Source organism: Bacillus sp. FJAT-49736 (assembly GCF_018343615.1).
Lineage (GTDB): Bacteria > Bacillota > Bacilli > Bacillales > Bacillaceae_C > Margalitia.
Genome location: NZ_JAGYPI010000001.1, coordinates 2028300 through 2049763 on the forward strand (window position 1 = coordinate 2028300; position 21464 = coordinate 2049763).

The 21464-nt window shown below is 36.6% G+C and carries 17 protein-coding genes and 1 riboswitch; of the genes, 1 reads left to right on the top strand and 16 read right to left on the bottom strand.

Features of this window, described 5'->3' with window-relative positions; genetic code table 11:
• Positions 1–5 precede the first annotated feature (5 nt).
• From KHA87_RS10645 to KHA87_RS10660, 4 genes are all read right to left on the bottom strand, one after another.
• Positions 6–452 carry an acyl-CoA thioesterase gene (locus tag KHA87_RS10645; protein WP_213094028.1) on the bottom strand — a complete coding sequence of 149 codons (447 nt, stop codon included), beginning with the start codon at positions 450–452 and terminating at the stop codon, positions 6–8.
• Positions 453–588: 136 nt separating this feature from the next.
• Positions 589–1356: a succinate dehydrogenase iron-sulfur subunit gene (sdhB, locus tag KHA87_RS10650; RefSeq protein ID WP_213094029.1), complete on the bottom strand. Its 768-nt coding sequence runs from the start codon at positions 1354–1356 to the stop codon at positions 589–591.
• Between the two features lie 78 nt (positions 1357–1434).
• Positions 1435–3186, bottom strand: a complete 1752-nt coding sequence (gene sdhA, locus KHA87_RS10655; protein ID WP_213094030.1) for a succinate dehydrogenase flavoprotein subunit — start codon at positions 3184–3186, stop codon at positions 1435–1437.
• A gap of 147 nt (positions 3187–3333) precedes the next feature.
• On the bottom strand, positions 3334–3963 hold the full coding sequence (locus KHA87_RS10660) for a succinate dehydrogenase cytochrome b558 subunit (protein WP_213094031.1): 630 nt from the start codon (positions 3961–3963) through the stop codon (positions 3334–3336).
• A gap of 665 nt (positions 3964–4628) precedes the next feature.
• Between KHA87_RS10660 and KHA87_RS10665 the strand changes: the two genes are divergently transcribed.
• Positions 4629–5090 carry a YslB family protein gene (locus KHA87_RS10665; protein WP_249310257.1) on the top strand — a complete coding sequence of 154 codons (462 nt, stop codon included), beginning with the start codon at positions 4629–4631 and terminating at the stop codon, positions 5088–5090.
• 56 nt (positions 5091–5146) lie between these two features.
• Here the strand turns inward: KHA87_RS10665 and KHA87_RS10670 are convergent, their stop codons facing one another.
• From KHA87_RS10670 to KHA87_RS10725, 12 genes are all read right to left on the bottom strand, one after another.
• A complete protein-coding gene (locus KHA87_RS10670; RefSeq protein WP_213094032.1) occupies positions 5147–6376 on the bottom strand; it encodes an aspartate kinase in 1230 nt (409 codons plus the stop codon).
• 159 nt (positions 6377–6535) lie between these two features.
• Positions 6536–6717: riboswitch (Lysine riboswitch) on the bottom strand.
• Positions 6718–6780: 63 nt separating this feature from the next.
• Positions 6781–8553 carry an excinuclease ABC subunit UvrC gene (uvrC, locus tag KHA87_RS10675; RefSeq protein WP_213094033.1) on the bottom strand — a complete coding sequence of 591 codons (1773 nt, stop codon included), beginning with the start codon at positions 8551–8553 and terminating at the stop codon, positions 6781–6783.
• A 60-nt stretch (positions 8554–8613) separates the two neighbouring features.
• Complete coding sequence (gene trxA, locus KHA87_RS10680) at positions 8614–8928, bottom strand: thioredoxin (protein WP_213094034.1); 315 nt, start codon at positions 8926–8928, stop codon at positions 8614–8616.
• A gap of 132 nt (positions 8929–9060) precedes the next feature.
• On the bottom strand, positions 9061–11292 hold the full coding sequence (locus KHA87_RS10685; RefSeq protein ID WP_249310258.1) for a heavy metal translocating P-type ATPase: 2232 nt from the start codon (positions 11290–11292) through the stop codon (positions 9061–9063).
• Between the two features lie 237 nt (positions 11293–11529).
• Positions 11530–12294: a cytochrome c oxidase assembly protein gene (locus KHA87_RS10690; RefSeq protein ID WP_213094035.1), complete on the bottom strand. Its 765-nt coding sequence runs from the start codon at positions 12292–12294 to the stop codon at positions 11530–11532.
• Between the two features lie 320 nt (positions 12295–12614).
• Complete coding sequence (locus tag KHA87_RS10695; protein ID WP_213094036.1) at positions 12615–13595, bottom strand: electron transfer flavoprotein subunit alpha/FixB family protein; 981 nt, start codon at positions 13593–13595, stop codon at positions 12615–12617.
• Between the two features lie 65 nt (positions 13596–13660).
• Positions 13661–14434, bottom strand: coding sequence for an electron transfer flavoprotein subunit beta/FixA family protein (locus tag KHA87_RS10700; protein WP_213094037.1), 774 nt, complete (start codon positions 14432–14434; stop codon positions 13661–13663).
• Between the two features lie 98 nt (positions 14435–14532).
• A complete protein-coding gene (locus KHA87_RS10705; protein ID WP_213094038.1) occupies positions 14533–15306 on the bottom strand; it encodes an enoyl-CoA hydratase in 774 nt (257 codons plus the stop codon).
• Positions 15307–15544: 238 nt separating this feature from the next.
• Entirely contained in the window at positions 15545–16126 is a 582-nt protein-coding gene (locus KHA87_RS10710) for a TetR/AcrR family transcriptional regulator (RefSeq protein WP_213094039.1), read from the bottom strand.
• A 226-nt stretch (positions 16127–16352) separates the two neighbouring features.
• Entirely contained in the window at positions 16353–18053 is a 1701-nt protein-coding gene (locus tag KHA87_RS10715; protein ID WP_213094040.1) for a long-chain-fatty-acid--CoA ligase, read from the bottom strand.
• 254 nt (positions 18054–18307) lie between these two features.
• The gene (locus KHA87_RS10720; RefSeq protein WP_213094041.1) at positions 18308–18715 is read right to left on the bottom strand and encodes a DUF350 domain-containing protein; all 408 of its coding nucleotides are present in this window, start codon (positions 18713–18715) and stop codon (positions 18308–18310) included.
• 380 nt (positions 18716–19095) lie between these two features.
• Positions 19096–21450 (bottom strand): endonuclease MutS2, encoded by a 2355-nt coding sequence (locus tag KHA87_RS10725; protein WP_213094042.1) that lies wholly within the window; start codon positions 21448–21450, stop codon positions 19096–19098.
• Positions 21451–21464 lie beyond the last annotated feature (14 nt).

Genomic DNA, 21464 nt, shown 5'->3' on the forward strand with positions numbered 1-21464 from the left:
TTATATCATTGGAGCAGCTTTAATTTTTCCTCTTCTTCCCATGGTACTCCTTTACCTGTAATAGTTGACATTTGCACCATCGCTCCTCTGCCAACCAAGCAAACCTCTTCCTTTTGATTAATGGCTAAATAATGAAGATCAACAGAAGAATTTCCAACTTGATTTGCTTTTACAAAAAGTTTTAGTGTATCTCCAAAAAAGACTGGTTGTAAAAAATCACATTGCAAATCGGCGACAACTGGGATCGCATTCTTGTTATTTGTTACCCAGTCCTTCATAAATCCCTTATAATGTAAAAACTCTATTCTTGCTTCTTCAAAATATGTAAAAGGGACTGTATTATTTAAATGGCCAAACATATCTGTTTCAGAAAATCTAACTTTTATAAAATGAGAAAATGAAAATTCATTTTTCCATGCTGAAAAATCCTCTATATAAGATATTTTCTTCAATTGTATATTCCCCTCTTCCAAAAATGAATGAACGCTCATTCTTTTATTATAACTTGAAAGATTAAAATGAAAAAGAAGTATTCGAAATTTCGCATAAAAAAAGATCTTCAGCCAGTTGACTGAAGATCTTTTTAAATTAATCCACCATATGGTCGCTTCCGAAGAAGTTCTTGAACATTTGGAATGTAGTTGCACGATTTAGAGCAGCAATAGAAGTTGTTAAAGGAATACCTTTAGGACATGATTGCACACAGTTTTGAGAGTTACCGCAATTTGCAAGTCCTCCATCTCCCATAATTGCTTCTAAACGTTCATCTTTGTTCATTGCGCCTGTTGGATGTGCATTGAAAAGACGAACCTGTGATAATGGTGCTGGACCAATAAAGTTTGATTTGCTGTTAACATTTGGACATGCTTCCAAACATACTCCGCAAGTCATACATTTTGAAAGTTCATAAGCCCATTGACGCTTTCTCTCTGGCATACGTGGACCTTCCCCAAGATCGTAAGTACCGTCAATTGGAATCCATGCTTTCACTTTTTTAAGTGAATCAAACATACGACTGCGGTCTACCTGAAGGTCACGAACAACAGGGAATGTACGCATAGGTGCAAGTCGAACTGGCTGTTCTAGTTTGTCCACAAGGGCAGAACAAGATTGTCTTGGCTTTCCGTTAATAATCATGGAGCAAGCTCCACATACCTCTTCCAAGCAATTCATATCCCAAGTAATCGGTGTTGTTTTTTCACCTTTAGCATTAACCGGATTGCGGCGAATTTCCATTAAAGCTGAAATAACGTTCATATTTGGACGATACGGAATTGCAAATTCCTCCTCATAAGGGGCTGAATTTGGATTGTCTTGACGTGTAATTATAAAACGTACCGTTTTTTGTTCACTCATCCTTATTTCTCCTCTTTCTTTTAAGAATACCTGCGTTCACGAGGCTGTATAAGGGTTACATTAATATTAATATTAATATTAATGTTTTTTCGTATAGTCACGTTCGCGAGGTTTAATTAAAGATACATCAACATCCTCATAACTGAATTTAGGTTCATTATTAGCTGCATCGTAGCTAGCCATAGTTGTTTTTAAAAAGTTCTCATCATCACGAGTAGGGAAATCTGGCTTGTAATGAGCACCACGGCTTTCATTACGATTCAATGCACCGATTGTAATGACACGAGCAAGCTGTAGCATATTTTGTAATTGACGCGTAAACGCTGCTGCCTGATTACTCCATTTGGCTGTATCGTTTACATTGATGTTTTTATAGCGTTCCATCAATTCAAGAATTTTGTCATCTGTCTTTTTAAGCCTGTCATTGAAACGAACAACCGTAACATTGTCCGTCATCCATTCGCCAAGCTCTTTATGAAGAACATATGCATTTTCAGTACCATTTAAGGACAATATATTATTCCATTTTTCCTCTTGATCCTTGACAGCATTATCAAAAATAGTAGATGATAATCCATCTGTACTTGTTTCTAAACCTTCAATATAGTTAACTGCTTCTGGACCAGCAACCATACCGCCATAAATAGCGGATAATAAGGAGTTTGCACCTAAGCGGTTTGCACCGTGTTGTGAATAGTCACATTCTCCACAAGCAAACAACCCTTCAATACTAGTATGTTGCTTGTAATCTACCCATAGTCCACCCATTGAATAATGAACAGCAGGGAAAATTTTCATTGGTACTTTATGTGGATCTTCCCCAACGAATTTTTCATAAATTTCAATAATACCGCCTAGCTTCACATCAAGCTCATGTGGATCCTTGTGAGAAAGATCAAGATAAACCATATTTTCACCATTGATTCCAAGCTTCTCATCTACACATACATGAAAAATTTCACGTGTTGCAATATCACGTGGAACTAGGTTTCCGTATGCAGGATATTTTTCTTCAAGGAAGTACCATGGCTTACCATCTTTATATGTCCAAATACGACCGCCTTCTCCACGAGCAGATTCACTCATTAGACGAAGTTTATCATCCCCAGGAATCGCGGTAGGATGTATTTGAATGAATTCACCATTCGCATATGTTGCACCTTGTTGGTACACGATAGATGCAGCGGAACCAGTATTAATAATAGAGTTAGTAGATTTACCAAAAATAATACCAGGGCCACCTGTTGCCATAATAACTGCATCGGCTTCAAATGCTTTAATTTCCATTGATGTTAGGTTTTGAGCAACGATACCGCGGCAAACCCCTGCATCGTCTTGAATAACCCCTAGGAATTCCCAGCCTTCGAACTTATTTACAAGACCTGCAACTTCATGACGACGGACTTGTTCATCTAGAGCATATAAAAGCTGCTGTCCAGTTGTTGCACCAGCAAATGCTGTACGATGATGCTGAGTTCCACCAAAACGTCTGAAGTCTAATAATCCTTCTGGTGTACGGTTAAACATAACTCCCATACGGTCAAACAAATGGATGATGCCAGGTGCTGCTTCACACATTGCTTTAACCGGAGGTTGATTTGCTAAGAAGTCTCCACCGTACACTGTGTCATCAAAATGAATCCAAGGTGAATCTCCTTCACCCTTTGTATTCACCGCACCATTTATTCCACCTTGCGCACACACAGAGTGAGAACGCTTCACTGGTACGACAGAAAACAAATCTACTTTTTTTCCTGCTTCCGCAATTTTAATTGTTGACATCAAGCCGGCTAATCCACCGCCGACTACGATGATTTTACCTTTACTCATCGTGACTCACTCCTTTATAAAACTACAAAACCGATATTAGGACTCCTGATAAGAAAAAATTATATCAAAAGCTTATAGTGCCTAATCATTTGTTATTTTTGTATTCATTAGGATTAGCCTAACAAATATTCAGCATTTGTTCCTCTCTTAAGCAAACCAGCCAGGATAAGCAAATGCAAATAATGCACGTAAACCGATAACAGACAATACAACAAACACAACTAACATTACATAAGAAGAAATTTGTTGTGATCGTGGTGATTGTGTGATACCCCAGCTTACAAGGAATGACCATAGACCATTAGAGAAATGGAAGATAGTCGCAAGTACTCCGATTATGTAGAAAATAAACATAACTGGATTGGATAAAACATTCTCCATCATATGGAAATCAAGTGTTTCTTGGCCTAATGCAACTTTAATTCGAGTTTCATAAACGTGCCAAGCAAGGAAAATAAACACGATAATACCAGAAACACGTTGCAATAAAAACATCCAATTTCGGAAAAATCCAAGTCTGCTCACGTTATTTTTTGCTGTAAAGGCAATATAAAATCCATATATTGCATGGAACAGCAGCGGTAAATAAATTAGAAAAATTTCAAGGAAAATTAGAAACGGCAGACTTTCCATAAACGAAACTGCATGGTTAAAGGATGCTTCACCATGTGTTGCAAAATGGTTCACCACTAAGTGGACTACTAAGAAAGCACCGATAGGAATAACACCTAGCAATGAGTGTATTCTGCGATTTACAAATTCACGATTTCCGGCCACAATTTACCCCCCTTAGATTTTAGAGCGTGCATAGTAAAAACTTTTCATCATTTTTGCACTTCATTATACCTTACTATGCATCCAAATTTATGCTTTTATGTGACATAACCATTTTACTCCCGGTTAGTTTAAGCGTCAAGGAAACGTATACAGAAAAAAGTCGGAATTTGTCTATACTTTTAAACTTTCTTCCACATATATTTTTAAGTGATGTGCTTTGAATTATATAATCATTTTTCACATGAACTCTTGCTCTTCAAGTAAATGGCTGGAACATACTGTATAAGAAAATCCGGCATCTTTAAATAAAATCTTATAGAAATCTAAATCTAATATACATTTTTAGCTTTTCTTTACCATATAAAGCAACAAGGTTAAAGAAAAGGGAAATTTTTCAAGCCCAAAATGAAATTATTGGTTACGATTTTGTAAAATTTTTTATCAAACTGACCGCTATTTTTGTATATAATATGCTTATAGAAGGCTTGTTTCAATTTAATTGTGGCTTTTCGTCATTATTTATAAATGCTAACATAGGTTGGTGTCGAGGCATCTTTTCTTATGGAATTTTCCATTTTTAACTTGAGGAGGGTTGTAACCAAGACCTTTCGTATACAAAAACAACAAAGTTTAAGAAAAGAGCCTTATAGAAAGAGGGGAATAACTTGAGAGCGTCATTACAATTAGAGCAAGAAAGTATGGAGAATTCTGAACAGCTTACCATACCTGCCTTTGGCTATGAATTGATCCGGGAAGTATTAATTCCTGAATTGCTTGGTAAGGAAACACCGGAAATTTTATATTGGGCCGGCAAGCACTTAGCTAGGAAGTTTCCGCTAATATCTATGGAAGAGGTTATTTCTTTCTTTGAGGAAGCCGGATGGGGATTGTTAAGAGTGTTAAAACAAGATAAGAATGGAATGGAATTAGAGATTTCAAGCCCGATTATTTCAAGACATTTAAAATTAAAAACGGACTCATGCTATAAACTCGAAGCGGGTTTTTTAGCAGAGCAAATTCAAACGCAAATGAAAGTAAGAACAGAAGCGTATGAAGAAATTATTAAAAAAACTCAATCAGTCCGATTCATACTTCGTTGGGACATGAAGGATACAGTCACAGAGTAATAAAAAAATCTGCATGAAAAAAGCCTGTAATCAGGCTTTTTTTCATGCAGATGCTATCATGCCTCTTGCCGTACAGCATCAAGACCAAATTCAGTATGGAGCACTTCTGCAGCTTTTATCATTTCGGATTCTTCTAATACAGTAGAAACCTTAATCTCGGATGTACTGACCATTTTTATTTGAATATCATTTTTGGTCAGACACTCAAACATTCTTGCTGCTACACCAGGATTTGATATCATTCCAGAACCAATAATGGATACTTTCGCAAGTCCAGATTCATATTCAAAATGATCAAAGCCAAGCTCTGTTTGCTTCGCCTCTAACAATTGAATAGTATCATGTAAATCATCGTGCTTAATGGTAAAGGAAAGATACGGATTTTCACCAACAGTCAGGTTTTGGATAATAATATCAACATTTATATTGTGACTAGCTAATGTTGTAAAAATACTGGATAAATTGGTATTTTCGTTATTTAAGCCAAATACAGTAATCCTAGTAATTTCATCCTCAAATGCTACGCCACGCACAACTAAACTTTTTTCCACTTTAACTTCCTCCTCAATAACGGTTCCTTCTTCGTCTACCATGCTTGAACAAACTTCCAGCTGTACATTGTAATTTTTGGCAAATTCTACAGCTCTGGAATGAAGCACTCCAGCTCCCAGATTTGCTAGTTCCAGCATTTCATCATAGGAGATAGCAATTAATTTTCTTGCTGAAGGGATAAAGCGCGGATCAGAGGTAAAAACACCTGTTACATCCGTATATATCATACATTTATCCGCATCAAGCGCAGCGGCTAAGGCTACTGCTGTTGTATCAGAACCGCCTCTGCCAAGAGTTGTAATCTGTAAATCGCTGGTGATTCCTTGAAAGCCTGCAACAATAACAATGCGTTTAGCATCTAACTGTTTTTTTATAGCCGATTGATCAATATTTAATATCCTTGCATTGCTAGGTACATTCTCGGTTAAAATCCCCGCCTGCCACCCAGTTAGTGAGATGGCTTCGTAGCCTGCTTCTATTAATGCAATGGACAATAACGAAATAGTAACTTGTTCCCCTGTCGATAAGAGCATATCCATTTCACGCTTATTCGGATAAGTTGAAAGCTCTTTAGCAAGTGAAACAAGCTGATCGGTTGTTTTCCCCATGGCAGAAACAACAACGACCACATCATTACCTTTCTCCTTCTCAGCAATTACCCTCTTTACAGTATTTTTAATTCTTTCGATTGTCGCGACGGATGTACCGCCAAATTTCTGTACAACTAAACCCACTATATTCGCCCGCTTTCTTTTTTCTATTCTTCCGGTGTCAAATTAGGTTAACAAATAACACTTGCCATATTCCTGCAGAGCTAAAAAAGAGCAATGAGAAACATATCTCATTGCTCTAGTGAATACGTATAAAAAGGATGTCTAATACGGTAAACACAAAGACGAGATAGCTCTCCAAGATGTTATATACACCTTGACAATTCTACACTTATTAAATGCAGAACCAGCAGAATTTGAAATGAGTCAATTTCCACTTCGGCAAAACTTCCTTTCACAGCTTTTCATCGAAACTCACTTTTCTCAAAGCTCTTACTGATAAGTTTTGCGCCTCTATCACTTTTTAATTATGTGATAAATGATTTAATTTTTTAAAATTATAACATAGCAAATTTTTTTTGACTATACTAACTTTCCAATCCCTCTTTCAAATTCTCCGCAATGTTTCGAGGAATCCCGATTTCTATAAATTCTTCTATTGTAGCTTCTTTCATTTTTTTGATTGAACCAAAATGTTTTAATAACTGTTTTTTCCTTTTTTCGCCAATACCCTGTATGTTATCAAGAGATGATTGAAAGGCTGATTTTCCCCTTAGTTGGCGATGAAATGTTATAGCAAACCGATGAACCTCATCCTGTATTCTTTGTAGGAGGTAAAATTCTTGGCTATTTCTTGCTAGTGGCACTACTTCCAAAGGGTTTCCGAATAATAACAGAGAGGTTTTATGCTTATCGTCCTTCGCAAGTCCTGCTACAGGAACCTCAAGGCCAAGTTCATTTTCCAGAACATCCTTGGCTGCATCAATTTGCCCTTTTCCACCATCAATAATAATTAAATCAGCTAGGGGTAGACCTTCCTTTAAAACCCTGCTATATCTCCTTCTTATTACTTCCCTCATGGATTCATAATCATCAGGACCCTTCACCGTTTTGATCTTATATTTTCGGTACTCCTTTTTTTCCGGTTTTCCGTCTATGAAAACAATCATAGCAGATACAGGATCCGTTCCTTGTATATTGGAATTATCGAATGCTTCTATCCGATGAGGTGTATATATTCCCATTTTTTCGCCAAGCGTATCGACCGCTTTAATCGTTCTCTCCTCATCCTTTTCAATTAAGGAAAATTTTTCTTTCAAGGCAATGCTGGCATTTTTTTCAGCAAGCTTGACTAAATCTTTTTTAGCACCGATTTTTGGCTGAACAATTTTCACTTCCAATAATTGCTCCGCCATTTCCTTGTCTACATCGAGTGGAATCAAGATTTCCTTTGGCTTAAAATGATTTGGCAGCAAATAAAACTGACCTAAATAGGTTAAAAATTCATCAATTGGCTCGTCATATATAGGGAACAGTGAAACATCTCTCTCCATGAGCTTTCCTTGGCGAATGAAGAAAACCTGCACACACATCCAGCCTTTATCTACGGAGTAACCAAATACATCACGATCGGTAAAATCGGTCATCGTTATTTTTTGCTTTTCCATCGTTGCTTCAATATGAGTTATTTGATCACGAAACTCCTTCGCTCTTTCAAATTCTAGATTCTCAGCAGCTTGCTCCATTTTTTTCGTCAAGTCCATCTTTATTTCCTTGTATCCGCCACCAAGAAATCTGCTAATATCATCCACCATCTTTTGGTAGGTCTCCTCCTGCACCTCGTTTACACATGGTGCCAGGCACTGTCCTAAGTGATAATATAAACAGACGCGGTCTGGAAGAGTGGAGCATTTTCGCAATGGGTAGATACGATCCAACAGCTTTTTCGTTTCATTTGCAGCTTGAACATTCGGATATGGACCAAAGTATTTGGCTTTGTCCTTTTTAACCTTTCTTGTTGTGATTAATCTTGGGTGCCGTTCATTTGTTAGTTTAATGTATGGATAGCTTTTATCATCTTTTAACATGACATTATATTTAGGATCATGTTTTTTAATTAAGTTCATTTCAAGAATTAGGGCTTCAATATTGGAGGAGGTTACAATATACTCAAAATCTTCAATCTCGCTTACAAGTCGCTGTGTTTTTCCATCATGTGTCCCCGTAAAATACGATCTAACCCGATTCTTTAAAATCTTTGCTTTTCCTACATATATGATAGTTCCTTGTCTGTCTTTCATTAAATAACAGCCTGGCTGATCCGGGAGGAGGGCAAGTTTATTTTTTATCATCTCATTCATGACTTTCACCTTTCAAAAAATCCGAGTCACATGACTCGGATTTCATTTTCCCATTATTCATTAAGCATGTTTATTAATAAATTCTACTAAAGCTTCTTTTGGCTGGTAGCCGATAACTTTATCAATTTCTTTTCCGTCTTTCATTAAAATAAGAGTCGGAATGCTCATTACGCCAAATTTGCTAGCAGTTTCTTGGTTTTCATCTACATCTAATTTAGTGATTTTTACTTTATCACTAAGCTCAGAATCAACTTCCTCCAAAACTGGTGCAATCATTTTACAAGGTCCGCACCATGTTGCCCAAAAATCTACTAATACTAAACCTTCGCCAGTTTCGGCAGAAAAGTTATCATCTGTAACATGAGTAATTGCCATAATTTACTTGCCTCCTAATAATAAGTTTAATGAAAGTATATCATCCTAAAGGAAATGATGCTAATGAAAAGTTTCAATATTAAAATTCCCCTGCAAATATGCCTTATTCACTTTACAGAAAAGTTATTATGTCTAAATCTTTTTTAAACGAAGAGAATTTAGCACAACGGAGATCGAGCTAAATGCCATTGCTGCACCCGCAAACCAAGGAGGCAATACTCCCATAGCCGCTAAAGGAATACAGACCAAGTTGTATATGAAAGCCCAAGATATATTTTGCTTAATATTGACCATAGTTTTTTTACTTATGACAATAGCATCAACCAGTCGATTTAAATCCCCATTCATAATCGTGACGTCACCAGATTCAACCGCTATATCTGTGCCAGTTCCGAGAGCCACCCCCACATCTGCAATCGATAATGCGGGGGCATCATTAATTCCATCCCCAACCATCATAATCCGTTTTCCTTGTTTCTGTGACGCCTTAATCCATTCTGCCTTATTTTGAGGTGACATTTCAGCCACATATAAATCAACCCCTACCTTGCTAGCGATGTTCTTTGTTGCGGATTGATTATCTCCGGATAGCATGGCGACCTCTAGTCCCATGCTTTTTAGGCGCAATACTGCTTTTTCCGATGACCTTTTTATTGCATCCCTTACGGCGATTATTCCATGTATCTGTTCATTAATTGCAACAATCATTACCGTTTTTCCTTGTTGCTCCAGCACTTTAGCTTCCTTTAGAACTGGAGTTAGATTAGTCAATATCGCTAATCTTTCAAAATATCTTACATTAGCAATAATGATTTTCTTGTCTTTTACTTCTCCTTCGACACCATAACCGGGGATTATTTTGATCATTTGTGCCAATGGAATAAGAGAGACTTTTTTTTCAATTGCCTCGTTAATGCAATTGCCAATCGGATGATTTGCTCCTCTTTCTACTGCACCAACCATTTGTAAAAATAAAGTTTCATCGATATTCCGTACTAACATATCCGTAACTTGTGGTTTTCCTTTTGTAATAGTCCCCGTCTTATCTAGTACAACAACATCATTTTTACTTAATAGCTCTATCATTTTCCCTTCTTTAAACAAAATACCTAGCCTTGCAGCTTGTCCACTTCCAACCATTATAGACATGGGGGTAGCTAACCCCAGGGCACACGGACAGGAAATTATCAGTACAGCAATCATTTTTTCTAATGCAGAGGATAAATCACTTGGAGCAATAAAATAGTACCATATAATAAATGTCAAAAACCCTAGTAATAAAACGATAGGAACAAAAATCGAAGTAAATCGATCGGCAATATTTTGAATAGGAGGCTTAGAAAGCTGCGCCTCCTCTACAATACCGATAATTTTTGATAGAACTGTTTCCTGATGATTAGTTGTTGCTTTTATCTGAATAACGCTATTTACATTCACGGTTCCTGCATACACCATTTCTCCGGCATTCTTCTCTATTGGGATACTTTCACCAGTTAGCATGGCTTCATTCATCATAGTGTTACCGTAAATAATTAACCCATCGATGGGGATTCTTTCCCCGGGTCTTGATAAAACAATATCTCCCGGTGATATATCTTTTATGGACTTATTGAATTGGAAGCCATTTTCTATAATAGTTACAGTATTTACTTTTAATTTATTTAAAGAATATATGGCATCTAATGTTTTTCTTTTTGTTTTTGCCTCCATCAACTTGCCAATCAACACAAATGTAATAATTAATACACTTGTTTCAAAATGTAAGTGAATGGGGGTCTTTTCGAGATCCATATGTAAAGATCGTACCGTTAAAAAATGACTGTAAAAATATGCAGAGGTTGTACTTATGACGACTAATACATCCATGGTTGCTCCGCGATTTTTTATAGAATTCCATGCGCCTTCATAAAAAGGAAAAGCAATGATAAATTGTATGGGAGTAGCTAATAGAAGCTGAAACCAAGGGCTGAAAAACAAACTTGGTAAATCGATATTCATCCAACCAGATTGTACAGCCATTGTCAGCACTAATGGAATGGCAAATAAAATAGAAAATATCACTTTCCAAGTTAATGAATAAATTTCTTCATCTTTCTTCTCTTCTGCTATTAGTGCTTTTGGATTAATAATACTTGGTGAATAGCCTAATTTTTTTATTCTTTCCAGAATTAATAACTTATTTGTATGAATAGAATCATAGACAATCCTGCCTTTTTCCGTAGCCATATTTATGTTCACATCAAATATTCCATCCATTTTTAAAACAGATTTTTCTATTCTTCCGGAGCAGGCACTACAATACATTCCTTTAATGTCAAGGTGTATAGTTTCAATCATATTTACTTCACCAGCTTTTTTGTCCATAATAAATGGCTCTTTTTTTAAATTAGTTGTTTTATTAGATGAAATCCTTAGTAATTACCCATTTTTTGTAAAGTATGAGTAATCTTTGTAAGAAAAGATGCCCCGAGCTGGGACTATATTAGAATTTAAATCTATTTAGGAAAAACACCTATCGATATGAAAACAGCTTGTTAATAATTAGTGTATTAATAGATTTTTCAGCTAGAACTGGTGAGTAAAAAATCAGAATTAATTCTGTTATAATCCGTGCGATTTTGCTGCGATTTTTGAAGTGACGGAAACACTTGCTTTATGCATGAGAAACATAAGAAAACCAGCAAACTGTTGATCAAAGCTTGTATTGAAGGGAAATGGAAGTAATTGTTCCATATAAGAGGGAGAAATACAAAGAGCTGACATTTGTGTGAAAAGTGGATTCATTTCCGGATTTAAAGGGAGTACGATTAATAATAAGCAAGCTGGAGTAATAATGATTGCTTGCAAACTGGTATATTTCATCTTCGTATATAGAAAATAATTGTTTCGTTTGTTCTGGAAGGAAAGCGGATACCACATAAAGATAGCTGAAATAAACATTATCCACAAGTAGACTTCATGAAGGATGGTATGACTCATTATATAAATGGCCGTTGTCGGTAAGTGATACAGAAAAAGTCCTAATCCAAATAGGGATAGGGAAAGTATACCGATATAGCGGTAATATAATTTGTTTATAATTGATTTTGGGATTCCAAGTAGGATTAATGGAGGTATATAAAAATAGATTATACTCATTTGCAGCATATGTGTGGTGTAAGAAAAATGGCTTAAGATTGTTAGTGGACTTCCTTTAAGCAAATAAAGCAGGGATAACCCGCTAAAAAAAAGAAAAGGCTGCGCTTTATGATCCATGCGATTTTTCTTCACCTTTATAAAATACCAATATACAAGGCTGCAAATAATCATAAAAGCAAAAAGCATTAGGCTCCACGTAAATCGATCTTTAAAAATGGAAAAAAGCATCGGAACACCACCATTTTTATAAAGTATCTACATTAGAAAAGCTCTTGCGTACAGATCAGTGAAAATTGAAGTGCATTTTCACCGAGTAAAATTGGCACTGCTAATTTCAACTGATGCTCTTATGAACAGTAGAAATCCGCTAGCTTATGGCTGCTTAAGCTAGACATGATTTTAACTTGTAAATTATTTGAATGATAATAAACTTATACTATCTTGAACTTTAATTAATGCGTTCTTTTAAAATAATATTCCGTTAAAAAATAAAGTGCGAAAGAAATTTGATTTCTTCCGCACTTGACCAAAAATTTTTTCAATTGTAATTATGATTGAGCTACTTTAAGCTTCTTGAATTCTTCTGTTAGCATCGGAACAACCTCGAATAAGTCGCCAACAATACCGTAATCTGCAACTTTAAAGATATTTGCTTCAGGATCCTTATTAATAGCTACAATTACCTTTGAATTGCTCATTCCGGCTAAGTGCTGAATAGCTCCTGAAATTCCACATGCAATATAAAGATCCGGTGTAACAACTTTACCAGTTTGCCCTATTTGCAATGAGTAGTCGCAATAGTCTGCATCACAAGCACCACGTGATGCACCTACAGCACCACCCAGTATTTCTGCCAATTCCTTAAGCGGTTCAAAACCTTCTGCGCTCTTTACTCCGCGTCCACCGGCGATAACTACCTTTGCCTCTGAAAGGTCTACACCTTCACTAGCCTTCCGTACTACCTCTTTAATAATGGTACGTAAATCTTTAATTTCCACTGTTACAGAGCTTACTTCTCCTGTTTTTGCTTCATCCTTTTGTAATGGGCTTATATTATTTGGTCTTACTGTTGCAAAAATAACCCCATCCGTTACAATTTTCTTTTCAAATGCTTTACCAGAATAGATTGGTCGAGTAAACACTAGATTTCCTCCAGCAACTTCCACACTAGTTGCATCTGAAATAAGACCTGTATTTAACTTGCTGGCAATTTTTGGTGATAGGTCTTTTCCTAAAGCAGTATGACCAAAAACAATGCCTTCTGGATTTTCGTTTTCAACAACCGCCATGAAAGCTTGAGAATATCCATCAGAGGAGTATTGGTTTAACTTTTCGTTCTCTACCACTACTACTCTATCTGCTCCATAGTGGATTAACTCATTTGCCAATCCTGATACAGAATCCCCTAATAACACACCAACAACTTCTCCACCTTCAGCAACTGTTTTTCCTGCTGCAATAGCTTCAAAGGAAACATTACGAAGTGAACCGTCACGTACCTCACCTAATACTAAAACTTTTCTTGCCATTCGAAATTACCTCCCTGTATGTTAAGAAATAAATCGTCCATTACAATTCGAATTCTTTCTATCTATCAAACTACCTTTGCTTCCTTATGAAGAAGATCAACTAATTCCTTCACTTGAGCTTCTAATTCACCTTCTAAGATTTTACCTGCTTCTTTCTTAGGCGGTAAATAAACTTCAATTGTTTTTGTTTTAGCTTCTACATCCTCTTCCTCTAGATCTAAATCATCCAGTTCAAGCTCATCAAGAGGCTTTTTCTTTGCTTTCATAATTCCTGGCAAGGAAGGATAACGCGGTTCATTTAAGCCTTGTTGTGCTGTAACTAGCAATGGAAGTGAGGTTTCAATTACTTCAGAATCACCTTCTACATCACGAACAACCGTTACCTTGTCACCTTCAATCGTTAATTTGGTAATAGTTGTGACATAAGGAATATTTAATAGATCCGCAACCCTTGGTCCAACTTGTCCAGTACCGCTATCGATAGCAACATTTCCTCCAATAATTAGGTCGGCATCCTTATCCTTTAAAAACTCTGCCAAAATTTTTGCAGTTGTAAATTGATCTCCATAATCCAAATCATCTTCTGTATTTATTAAAACAGCCTTATCAGCACCCATTGCAAGAGCAGTACGCAATTGTTTTTCTGTTTCTTCATTTCCTACCGAAACAACTGTTACTTCGCCGCCATGCTCATCGCGAACCTGAATTGCTTCTTCTACCGCATATTCATCATATGGATTAATAATAAATTCAGCGCCATCTTCATTGATTTGTCCATTGGAAAGAGTTATTTTTTCCTCTGTATCAAATGTTCTTTTTAAGAGTACAAAAATATTCATCGAAAGCCCTCCTAGATTTAATAAACATTTTGTCAGTTTTTAAGATTAAGATAATTTTATATAGTAAATGGCAACGGTTATTGATTGCCACTTATTATTCATTCTCCAGTAAAATGAGGCTCGCGCTTCTCCATGAATGCGGCGATTCCCTCTTGCCCATCTTTGGAGCGAAAAACCTTACCAAATAACTCGGATTCTCTTGTAACACCTTTATAAAAGCTTTCTGATTTTCCATATTTTAATAGCTCGATAGCAGCACTAATGGATACAGGGCTTTTCTTTGCAATTTTCAATGCAAGTTCCTTCGCCTTTGGCATTAATTCTTCCTCAGAATAGGCATGATTAGCCAGTCCCCATTGAACAGCTTCGACACCTGTTATTGGTTCACTTGTAAACAGCATTTCTGCTGCTTTTGCCATACCAACATATCGCGGTAATCGTTGGGATCCGGCAAATCCAGGTACTAAACCCAATTGTAATTCCGGCAATCCAAGCTTTGCTGTTTCGGTTACAAGTCTAATATGGCAAGACATTGCCAATTCAAGTCCTCCACCTAGCGCTGCACCGTGAATAGCGGCAATTACAGGTTTCGGAAAACTTTCGATTCTTTCAAAAAGATCTTGTCCTTTTTTGGCCAGCTTACCGAAATCCTCTTCTGTTTCGATTGTTGTAAATTCTTTTATATCTGCTCCGGCTGAGAAAAAGCGCCCTTCTCCATGAAGTAAAATAACACGTACATCATTACTTGTTTCTACCTCATCCAATAATTTTGAAAGCTCTTCCAAAAGTCCAGATGCAAGTGCGTTTGCGGGTGGTCTATGGATGGTTACATATGCTACATGGTTTTCTTTTGTTAATGTTAAAAATTCCATTCGCGCTTTCCTCCCTAAAAACTTTGATGACCATTTCAGCAGGGGAGTCCCCTACTAAAATTAAGCCACAATCCTGCCATATTAGCAATAACTTATACAGAAAATTGCTTTTATTATGGCTTTTTTCTTAAATCTATTACATGTAGAAGTCAAAAAACTCATACATTTTTCAATCAATAATAGATTAAGAAAAGATGCCCTAAACTAAACCATCTTCATAATGTAGAAAAGCAGTAATTTATTTTGAAATTGCCTTTCTCAATAATCGATGAACCTTTGGTGCCAATGCAACTAAATCATACTTTTCTTCGTTCATAACCCAGGTCGTAACGATTTCATCAATCGTTCCAAAGATCATTTGCCTGGACACACGAAAATCTAATTCAGGATCGAACTCACCTGTTTCCATTCCAAATTGAAGAATCTCATCCACCAACTGCAAATATCCTTTAAGGACATCATTAATTTTCATTCGCAGGTCCTTATTCGATTGCCGTAATTCCAACTGTGTAACAACAGCCATCTGGTGGTCTTCCGATAAAATTTGAAAATGACTTTCTACCATCACTAGTAGCTTTTCAGCAGCCGTTTCTTTTCCAGCGATCCCTTTTCTAATTTTTTCAATAAAAGAGCCCATCTTTTCCTGGAATAACGAAATTAATATATCTTCCTTATTTTTGAAATAAAGATAGATAGTGCCATCAGCAACCCCTGCTTGCTTTGCTATTTTGGATACCTGAGCCTGATGATAGCCATTCTCCGCTATAACAACAACAGCGGCATCTATAATTTGCATGTATTTTGGTTTATTACTTTTCAAAAGTATATGTTCCTCCATTCTTGAAGTGAGAGGTTCTTTGGCTGCATACAATAATATTTGCAATGTAAAAGTACCCTTTTAACCAACTAATTCTTCATAGTATCGTGCCACTTCATAAAAATGAATGATTATTCATTCATATTTCTATCTTAATTAGAAATCATTTTAATGTCAAGAATATTCCACGCAAAAATGAAGAGCCTTATTTGGGCTCTGAAATTACTTCCTACACTATTTCATCTTGGCCCTGCTGCTTATTTCTTTCTTCCTCCACTAATGTTCTTCTTAATATTTTTCCAACAGCGGTCTTCGGCAGCTCTTTTCTAAATTCATAAATTCTCGGAATTTTATACGCAGCTAAATACTTTCTTGTAAAGGTATTTAACTCATCTTCTGTCACGGTCGCATTTTCTTTTAAGACAACATATGCCTTAACTGTTTCTCCACGATATGGATCCGGTACACCGGCTACGACTGCCTCTTGTACATCCGGATGCTCATATAAGATCTCTTCAACTTCACGAGGGTAAATATTATATCCACCTGCAATAATCATATCCTTCTTACGATCCACCACATAGAAATATCCTTCCTCATCCATGTAGCCTAGATCACCGGTCAATAACCAGCCATCCTTCAATACTTGCTCCGTTTCCTCCGGACGATTCCAATATCCCTTCATTACCTGTGGTCCTTTTACCGCAATTTCTCCTATTTCACCAGGGGACAGTATATCACCAGTTTCCAATGATAAAATGGCAGAGTCTGTATCCGGCCACGGAACACCTATACTCCCCTTTACCCTTTTATCCCATACAAAATTTGCATGTGTTACTGGAGAGGATTCCGTTAATCCATATCCTTCGACGAGCTTCCCGCCTGTTACCTTCTCAAATCTTTGTTGAACATCAACCGGTAATGGAGCGGAACCGCTTATGCATGAATCAATGGATGATAAATCATATTTTTGGATATCAGGATGATTTAGCAACCCGATATAAATGGTTGGTGCACCAGGAAATAAGGTTGGGCGTTGTTTTTGAATAGTCTTCAACGTCGTTACTGTATCAAATTTGGGCAGCAGAACCATCTTATATCCTTGCATTACCGATAATATGAGAACCGCAGTCATCCCATAAACATGGAAAAATGGCAGCAATCCCAATACCACTTCGTCACCTTTCTTCGCTTTGTAAAGCCAAGCATCGCACATTGTCGCATTAGCAACTAAATTTTTATGCGTCAGCATAACGCCTTTTGGAAAACCTGTAGTACCACCAGTATATTGTAGTAAGGCAAGGTCATTCTCAAAATCGAATGCAGAATCCTTTTGTGCTGGTTCCAGTTCAGTCTCTGCTAATATTTTTTTCAATAAATGATGATTTCCATTATGTTCTACCTTCACTACTATACCAGTTTGTTTCTTTTGAATAAATGGATATACCATATTTTTCGGAAATGGTAAATAATCTTTGACAGCGGTTACAATTATATCGTTCAAGCTTGTTTTAGCAGCTACTTTCGTTACTCTTGGAAAAAGGATATCTAACGTAATGATGGCTTTTGCTCCAGAATCCTCCATTTGATATTCTAGCTCTCTTTCGGTGTAGAGCGGATTCGTTTGAACAACAATTGCTCCGGCATATAGAATTCCATAGTAACTGATAACGGATTGCGGTCCGTTAGGAAGCATAATAGCTACCCTATCACCTTTCGTTATGCCAATTTTCCGCAAATAGCTTGCTAATTTTAAAGATGATTCATACACCTCTTTATATGTTAATTCCTTCCCCATAAAATGTATTGCGGTTTTTTCTGCATAATTTCTTGCTGCTTCTGTTAAATAGGCATGTACTGGTTTTTCCTCTAGCTGCAATGTTTTTGGAATTTCAGGTGGATATTGAGACAACCATGGTTTCTTTTCCATTTAACCCCTCCTATAATGCAAACTAGGCGTCAAAATATTTAAACTTCTCTTACTATTATAGTCGATTGAAGAATGAGTTACAATTTGTAAAAATAAAAAATGAATGAATCTTCACTCTTTTTTCGACAAAAAATGAAAAGGATCGCACTCCGGCAATCCTTACTTCATAAATAAATATATAATTCCAAGCAAAATGAAGCATCCACATAATACGAATAAAACCTTCGCTAATTTTTCCATTACACTATCTCCTCTTACGAAATGCTGGCACCGATAACAAATGATAACCCGATTGAAATCATCATTGATATTAAACCAACCGCTCGATTATCATTCTCAATTTCGACATCTATTTTAAATTTAGGCGTTAAAAATTCAAAAATAAAATATCCAATTAACAATAAAATAAACCCATATACTCCCCACTTGACCATAACAAATAAAGAATCATGGTCAAGAATGGAGTATCGAAAAATATTAGCAATACCAAAGATTTTGCCTCCTGTTGCCATTGCAACAGCGATATTTCCCTTTTTTATTTCTTCCCAGTTTTTATATTTTGTGACGATTTCAAAGATAGTCAAAAAAACAATCATACATAAAATAACGACACTATAATAACCAGCCGTTTGTACAAAATGATTTTCCCAAAAATGATTCATGCAAAAATACTCCTTCATATTCAGATAAGGTGGGGTCTGAATAGGGGGAATGCAGGTTTGCTTTTCAAACTTGCATTCTATTATTGTATAGTTTCAAGCGCAATTGACAATTCAAATTTGACCAAGTGAAATTGACACTTCAAATTTATACAAGTGAAATTGGCACTTCAAATTTCAACAAGTGAAATTGACACTTCAAATTTATACAAGTGAAATTGGCACTTCAAATTTCAACAGTGGCCTATCCTCTAGTGAATTCTATGTCTTCCCCTTCAATAAGAGGGCAGCAGCTCGCTCCTCGCCGTGTTTCCAATATCAAGCGTCCAAGACTCCTAAGGTGAATTTTGAAGTACTCAATGAGCTAGGCACTTGTACTTTTCTTATTTAAACTCTACAACGGTAATTCCACTTCCGCCTTCTCCAGCCTCACCTAATCTTATACGTTTGACAGAGCGATGTTGTTTCAAATATTCTTGTACGCCAGTTCTTAATGCACCGGTTCCTTTCCCATGTATAATAGAAACTCTTGGATAACCGGCAAGTAGAGCATCATCTATATATTTTTCAACCTTCAGCAATGCATCTTCATATCTTTCACCACGCAGATCAAGCTCAAGTCCTACATGATAATCCTTTCCTTTAACAGTTGCTAGCGGCTTTGCCGCGACTTTCTTCTCGGATTGAATAAATTCCATATCCGATTCTTTTACTTTCATTTTCATAATTCCCATTTGAACCTGCCACTCATTCTCACCGATTTTTTCAAGTAGCTGTCCTTTCTGATTAAAGCTAAGAACCTTCACTTCATCTCCTGGAACTAGCGTGCGTTGATTTTTTTTCTGTTTAGAGAGAGCGGATTTTTCGATTGCTGGTACTGCTTGTTCCAATTTTTTGCGGGCTTCTATCAATTCGTGTTCTTTTATCTCTGTATGATAATTCAAACGCATTTTGCGTAAATCACGAATAACATCCTCAGCTTCTTCTTTTGCTTTTTCTACAATCTTAGCTGCCTTTATTTCCGCCTTTTCGTATAGTACATCCCGTTTATCATAGAAATCAATCATTTGTTTTTGCAAATCCTTATGAAGCATTTCTGATTGCTTTAAGAAATCTTGTGCCTCTTTTAACTCACGTTCTGCTTCGCGCTTGCTTTTTTCCAAAGCAGCTATCATATTTTCCACTTCTTTGCTATCTGTACCGATATGGGCACGAGCAGATTGGATGATATGATTGGTTAATCCAAGACGTTTGGAAATTTCAAATGCATTGCTTCGTCCTGGAACCCCAATTAATAATTTATAGGTTGGACTTAATGTTTCCACATCAAATTCTACACTTGCATTTATAACACCATCACGATTATATCCATATGCTTTTAATTCAGGATAATGAGTAGTAGCTACCACTTTCGCCCCTCTTTGATACACTTCATCTAAAATGGAGATGGCTAAAGCAGCACCTTCTTGCGGGTCTGTTCCCGCTCCAAGCTCATCAAATAATACAAGAGATTCATGATCGACATATTTTAATATATCAACAATATTCACCATATGAGATGAAAAGGTACTTAAACTTTGTTCAATGGATTGTTCATCCCCAATATCGGCAAACACCTCTCGGAAAACAGCAATTTCCGATCCATCTAGTGCGGGAATTTGCAATCCTGCCTGTGCCATAAGGGTGCAAATCCCAATCGTTTTTAATGTGATTGTTTTTCCTCCCGTGTTAGGACCTGTAATTACCATAGTGGAATATTCTTTTCCTAAGGTAATGTCATTAGCAACTGCTTCTTCAATCGGCAGTAGGGGATGTCTGGCTTTGAATAAATGAATAACCCCGTTATTATTTATTTTCGGTTTTGTCGCTTTAATAGTTTTCCCGAAACGAGCCTTTGCAAAAATAAAATCAAGATCGCCTAATACTTCTACAATAATGTTCAGCTCATTTGCTGCTTCAGCTACTTCCGCCGACAGTTCCATTAAAATCCGCTCAATTTCCTGCTGTTCCTTCATATGAATTTCTCTTAATTGATTGTTTAATTCTACAACAGATTGTGGTTCAATAAATAGGGTTTGTCCTGAAGATGATTGGTCATGAACAATTCCTCCATAATTTGCCCGGTATTCCTGCTTTACGGGAATAACATAACGATCATTACGTATCGTAATAATTGCATCAGACAACATTTTCGCTGCATTTCTCGAGCGAATCAACCCTTCTAGCTTTTCACGTATACGGCTTTCATTGGAACGAAGCTGCTGACGAATGTGTCTTAATGTTTCACTTGCAGAATCTAGTATATCGCCATTTTCATCAATGGCATGTTTGATTCTATGCTCAAGAGGTGTCAGAATCTCTATTTGTGCAGCTTTTTCTTCTAATATTGGGATTTCAACTTCATTCTCCATTAAGCCTTCAATAAATCTTTTCATATTTCTGGAAGCGAAAATAGTGCTTGCGGTTTGAACTAATTCAATTGGATTTAATACACCACCAATAACTGCTCTTTTTACATGGGCACGTATATCATAGATACCACTTAACGGTGCATGCCCACGTAAGCGCAGTGCATTCGCGGCCTCATCTGTTTCCGCTTGAATACGTGATACCTCCTCATAGGAAGAAGAAGGTTTTAATGCTTGTATCTTTTCTGCACCTAAAGAAGAGGTTGCATGGTCTCCAAGTAAATCTTTTATCTTATTAAATTCTAATGTCTTTAATATTTTATCTTGCATTCCTTCAGCCTCCT

What these genes read in the sequence shown, in the direction of transcription:
- sdhB (WP_213094029.1), bottom strand. Translation starts at nt 1,356, where the DNA reads ATGAGTGAACAAAAAACGGTACGTTTTATAATTACACGTCAAGACAAT.
- sdhA (WP_213094030.1), bottom strand. Translation starts at nt 3,186, where the DNA reads ATGAGTAAAGGTAAAATCATCGTAGTCGGCGGTGGATTAGCCGGCTTG.
- uvrC (WP_213094033.1), bottom strand. Translation starts at nt 8,553, where the DNA reads ATGAATGAGATGATAAAAAATAAACTTGCCCTCCTCCCGGATCAGCCA.
- trxA (WP_213094034.1), bottom strand. Translation starts at nt 8,928, where the DNA reads ATGGCAATTACTCATGTTACAGATGATAACTTTTCTGCCGAAACTGGC.
- KHA87_RS10685 (WP_249310258.1), bottom strand. Translation starts at nt 11,292, where the DNA reads ATGGACAAAAAAGCTGGTGAAGTAAATATGATTGAAACTATACACCTT.
- KHA87_RS10690 (WP_213094035.1), bottom strand. Translation starts at nt 12,294, where the DNA reads ATGCTTTTTTCCATTTTTAAAGATCGATTTACGTGGAGCCTAATGCTT.
- KHA87_RS10695 (WP_213094036.1), bottom strand. Translation starts at nt 13,595, where the DNA reads ATGGCAAGAAAAGTTTTAGTATTAGGTGAGGTACGTGACGGTTCACTT.
- KHA87_RS10700 (WP_213094037.1), bottom strand. Translation starts at nt 14,434, where the DNA reads ATGAATATTTTTGTACTCTTAAAAAGAACATTTGATACAGAGGAAAAA.
- KHA87_RS10705 (WP_213094038.1), bottom strand. Translation starts at nt 15,306, where the DNA reads ATGGAATTTTTAACATTAACAAAAGAAAACCATGTAGCATATGTAACC.
- KHA87_RS10715 (WP_213094040.1), bottom strand. Translation starts at nt 18,053, where the DNA reads ATGGAAAAGAAACCATGGTTGTCTCAATATCCACCTGAAATTCCAAAA.
- KHA87_RS10720 (WP_213094041.1), bottom strand. Translation starts at nt 18,715, where the DNA reads ATGAATCATTTTTGGGAAAATCATTTTGTACAAACGGCTGGTTATTAT.
- KHA87_RS10725 (WP_213094042.1), bottom strand. Translation starts at nt 21,450, where the DNA reads ATGCAAGATAAAATATTAAAGACATTAGAATTTAATAAGATAAAAGAT.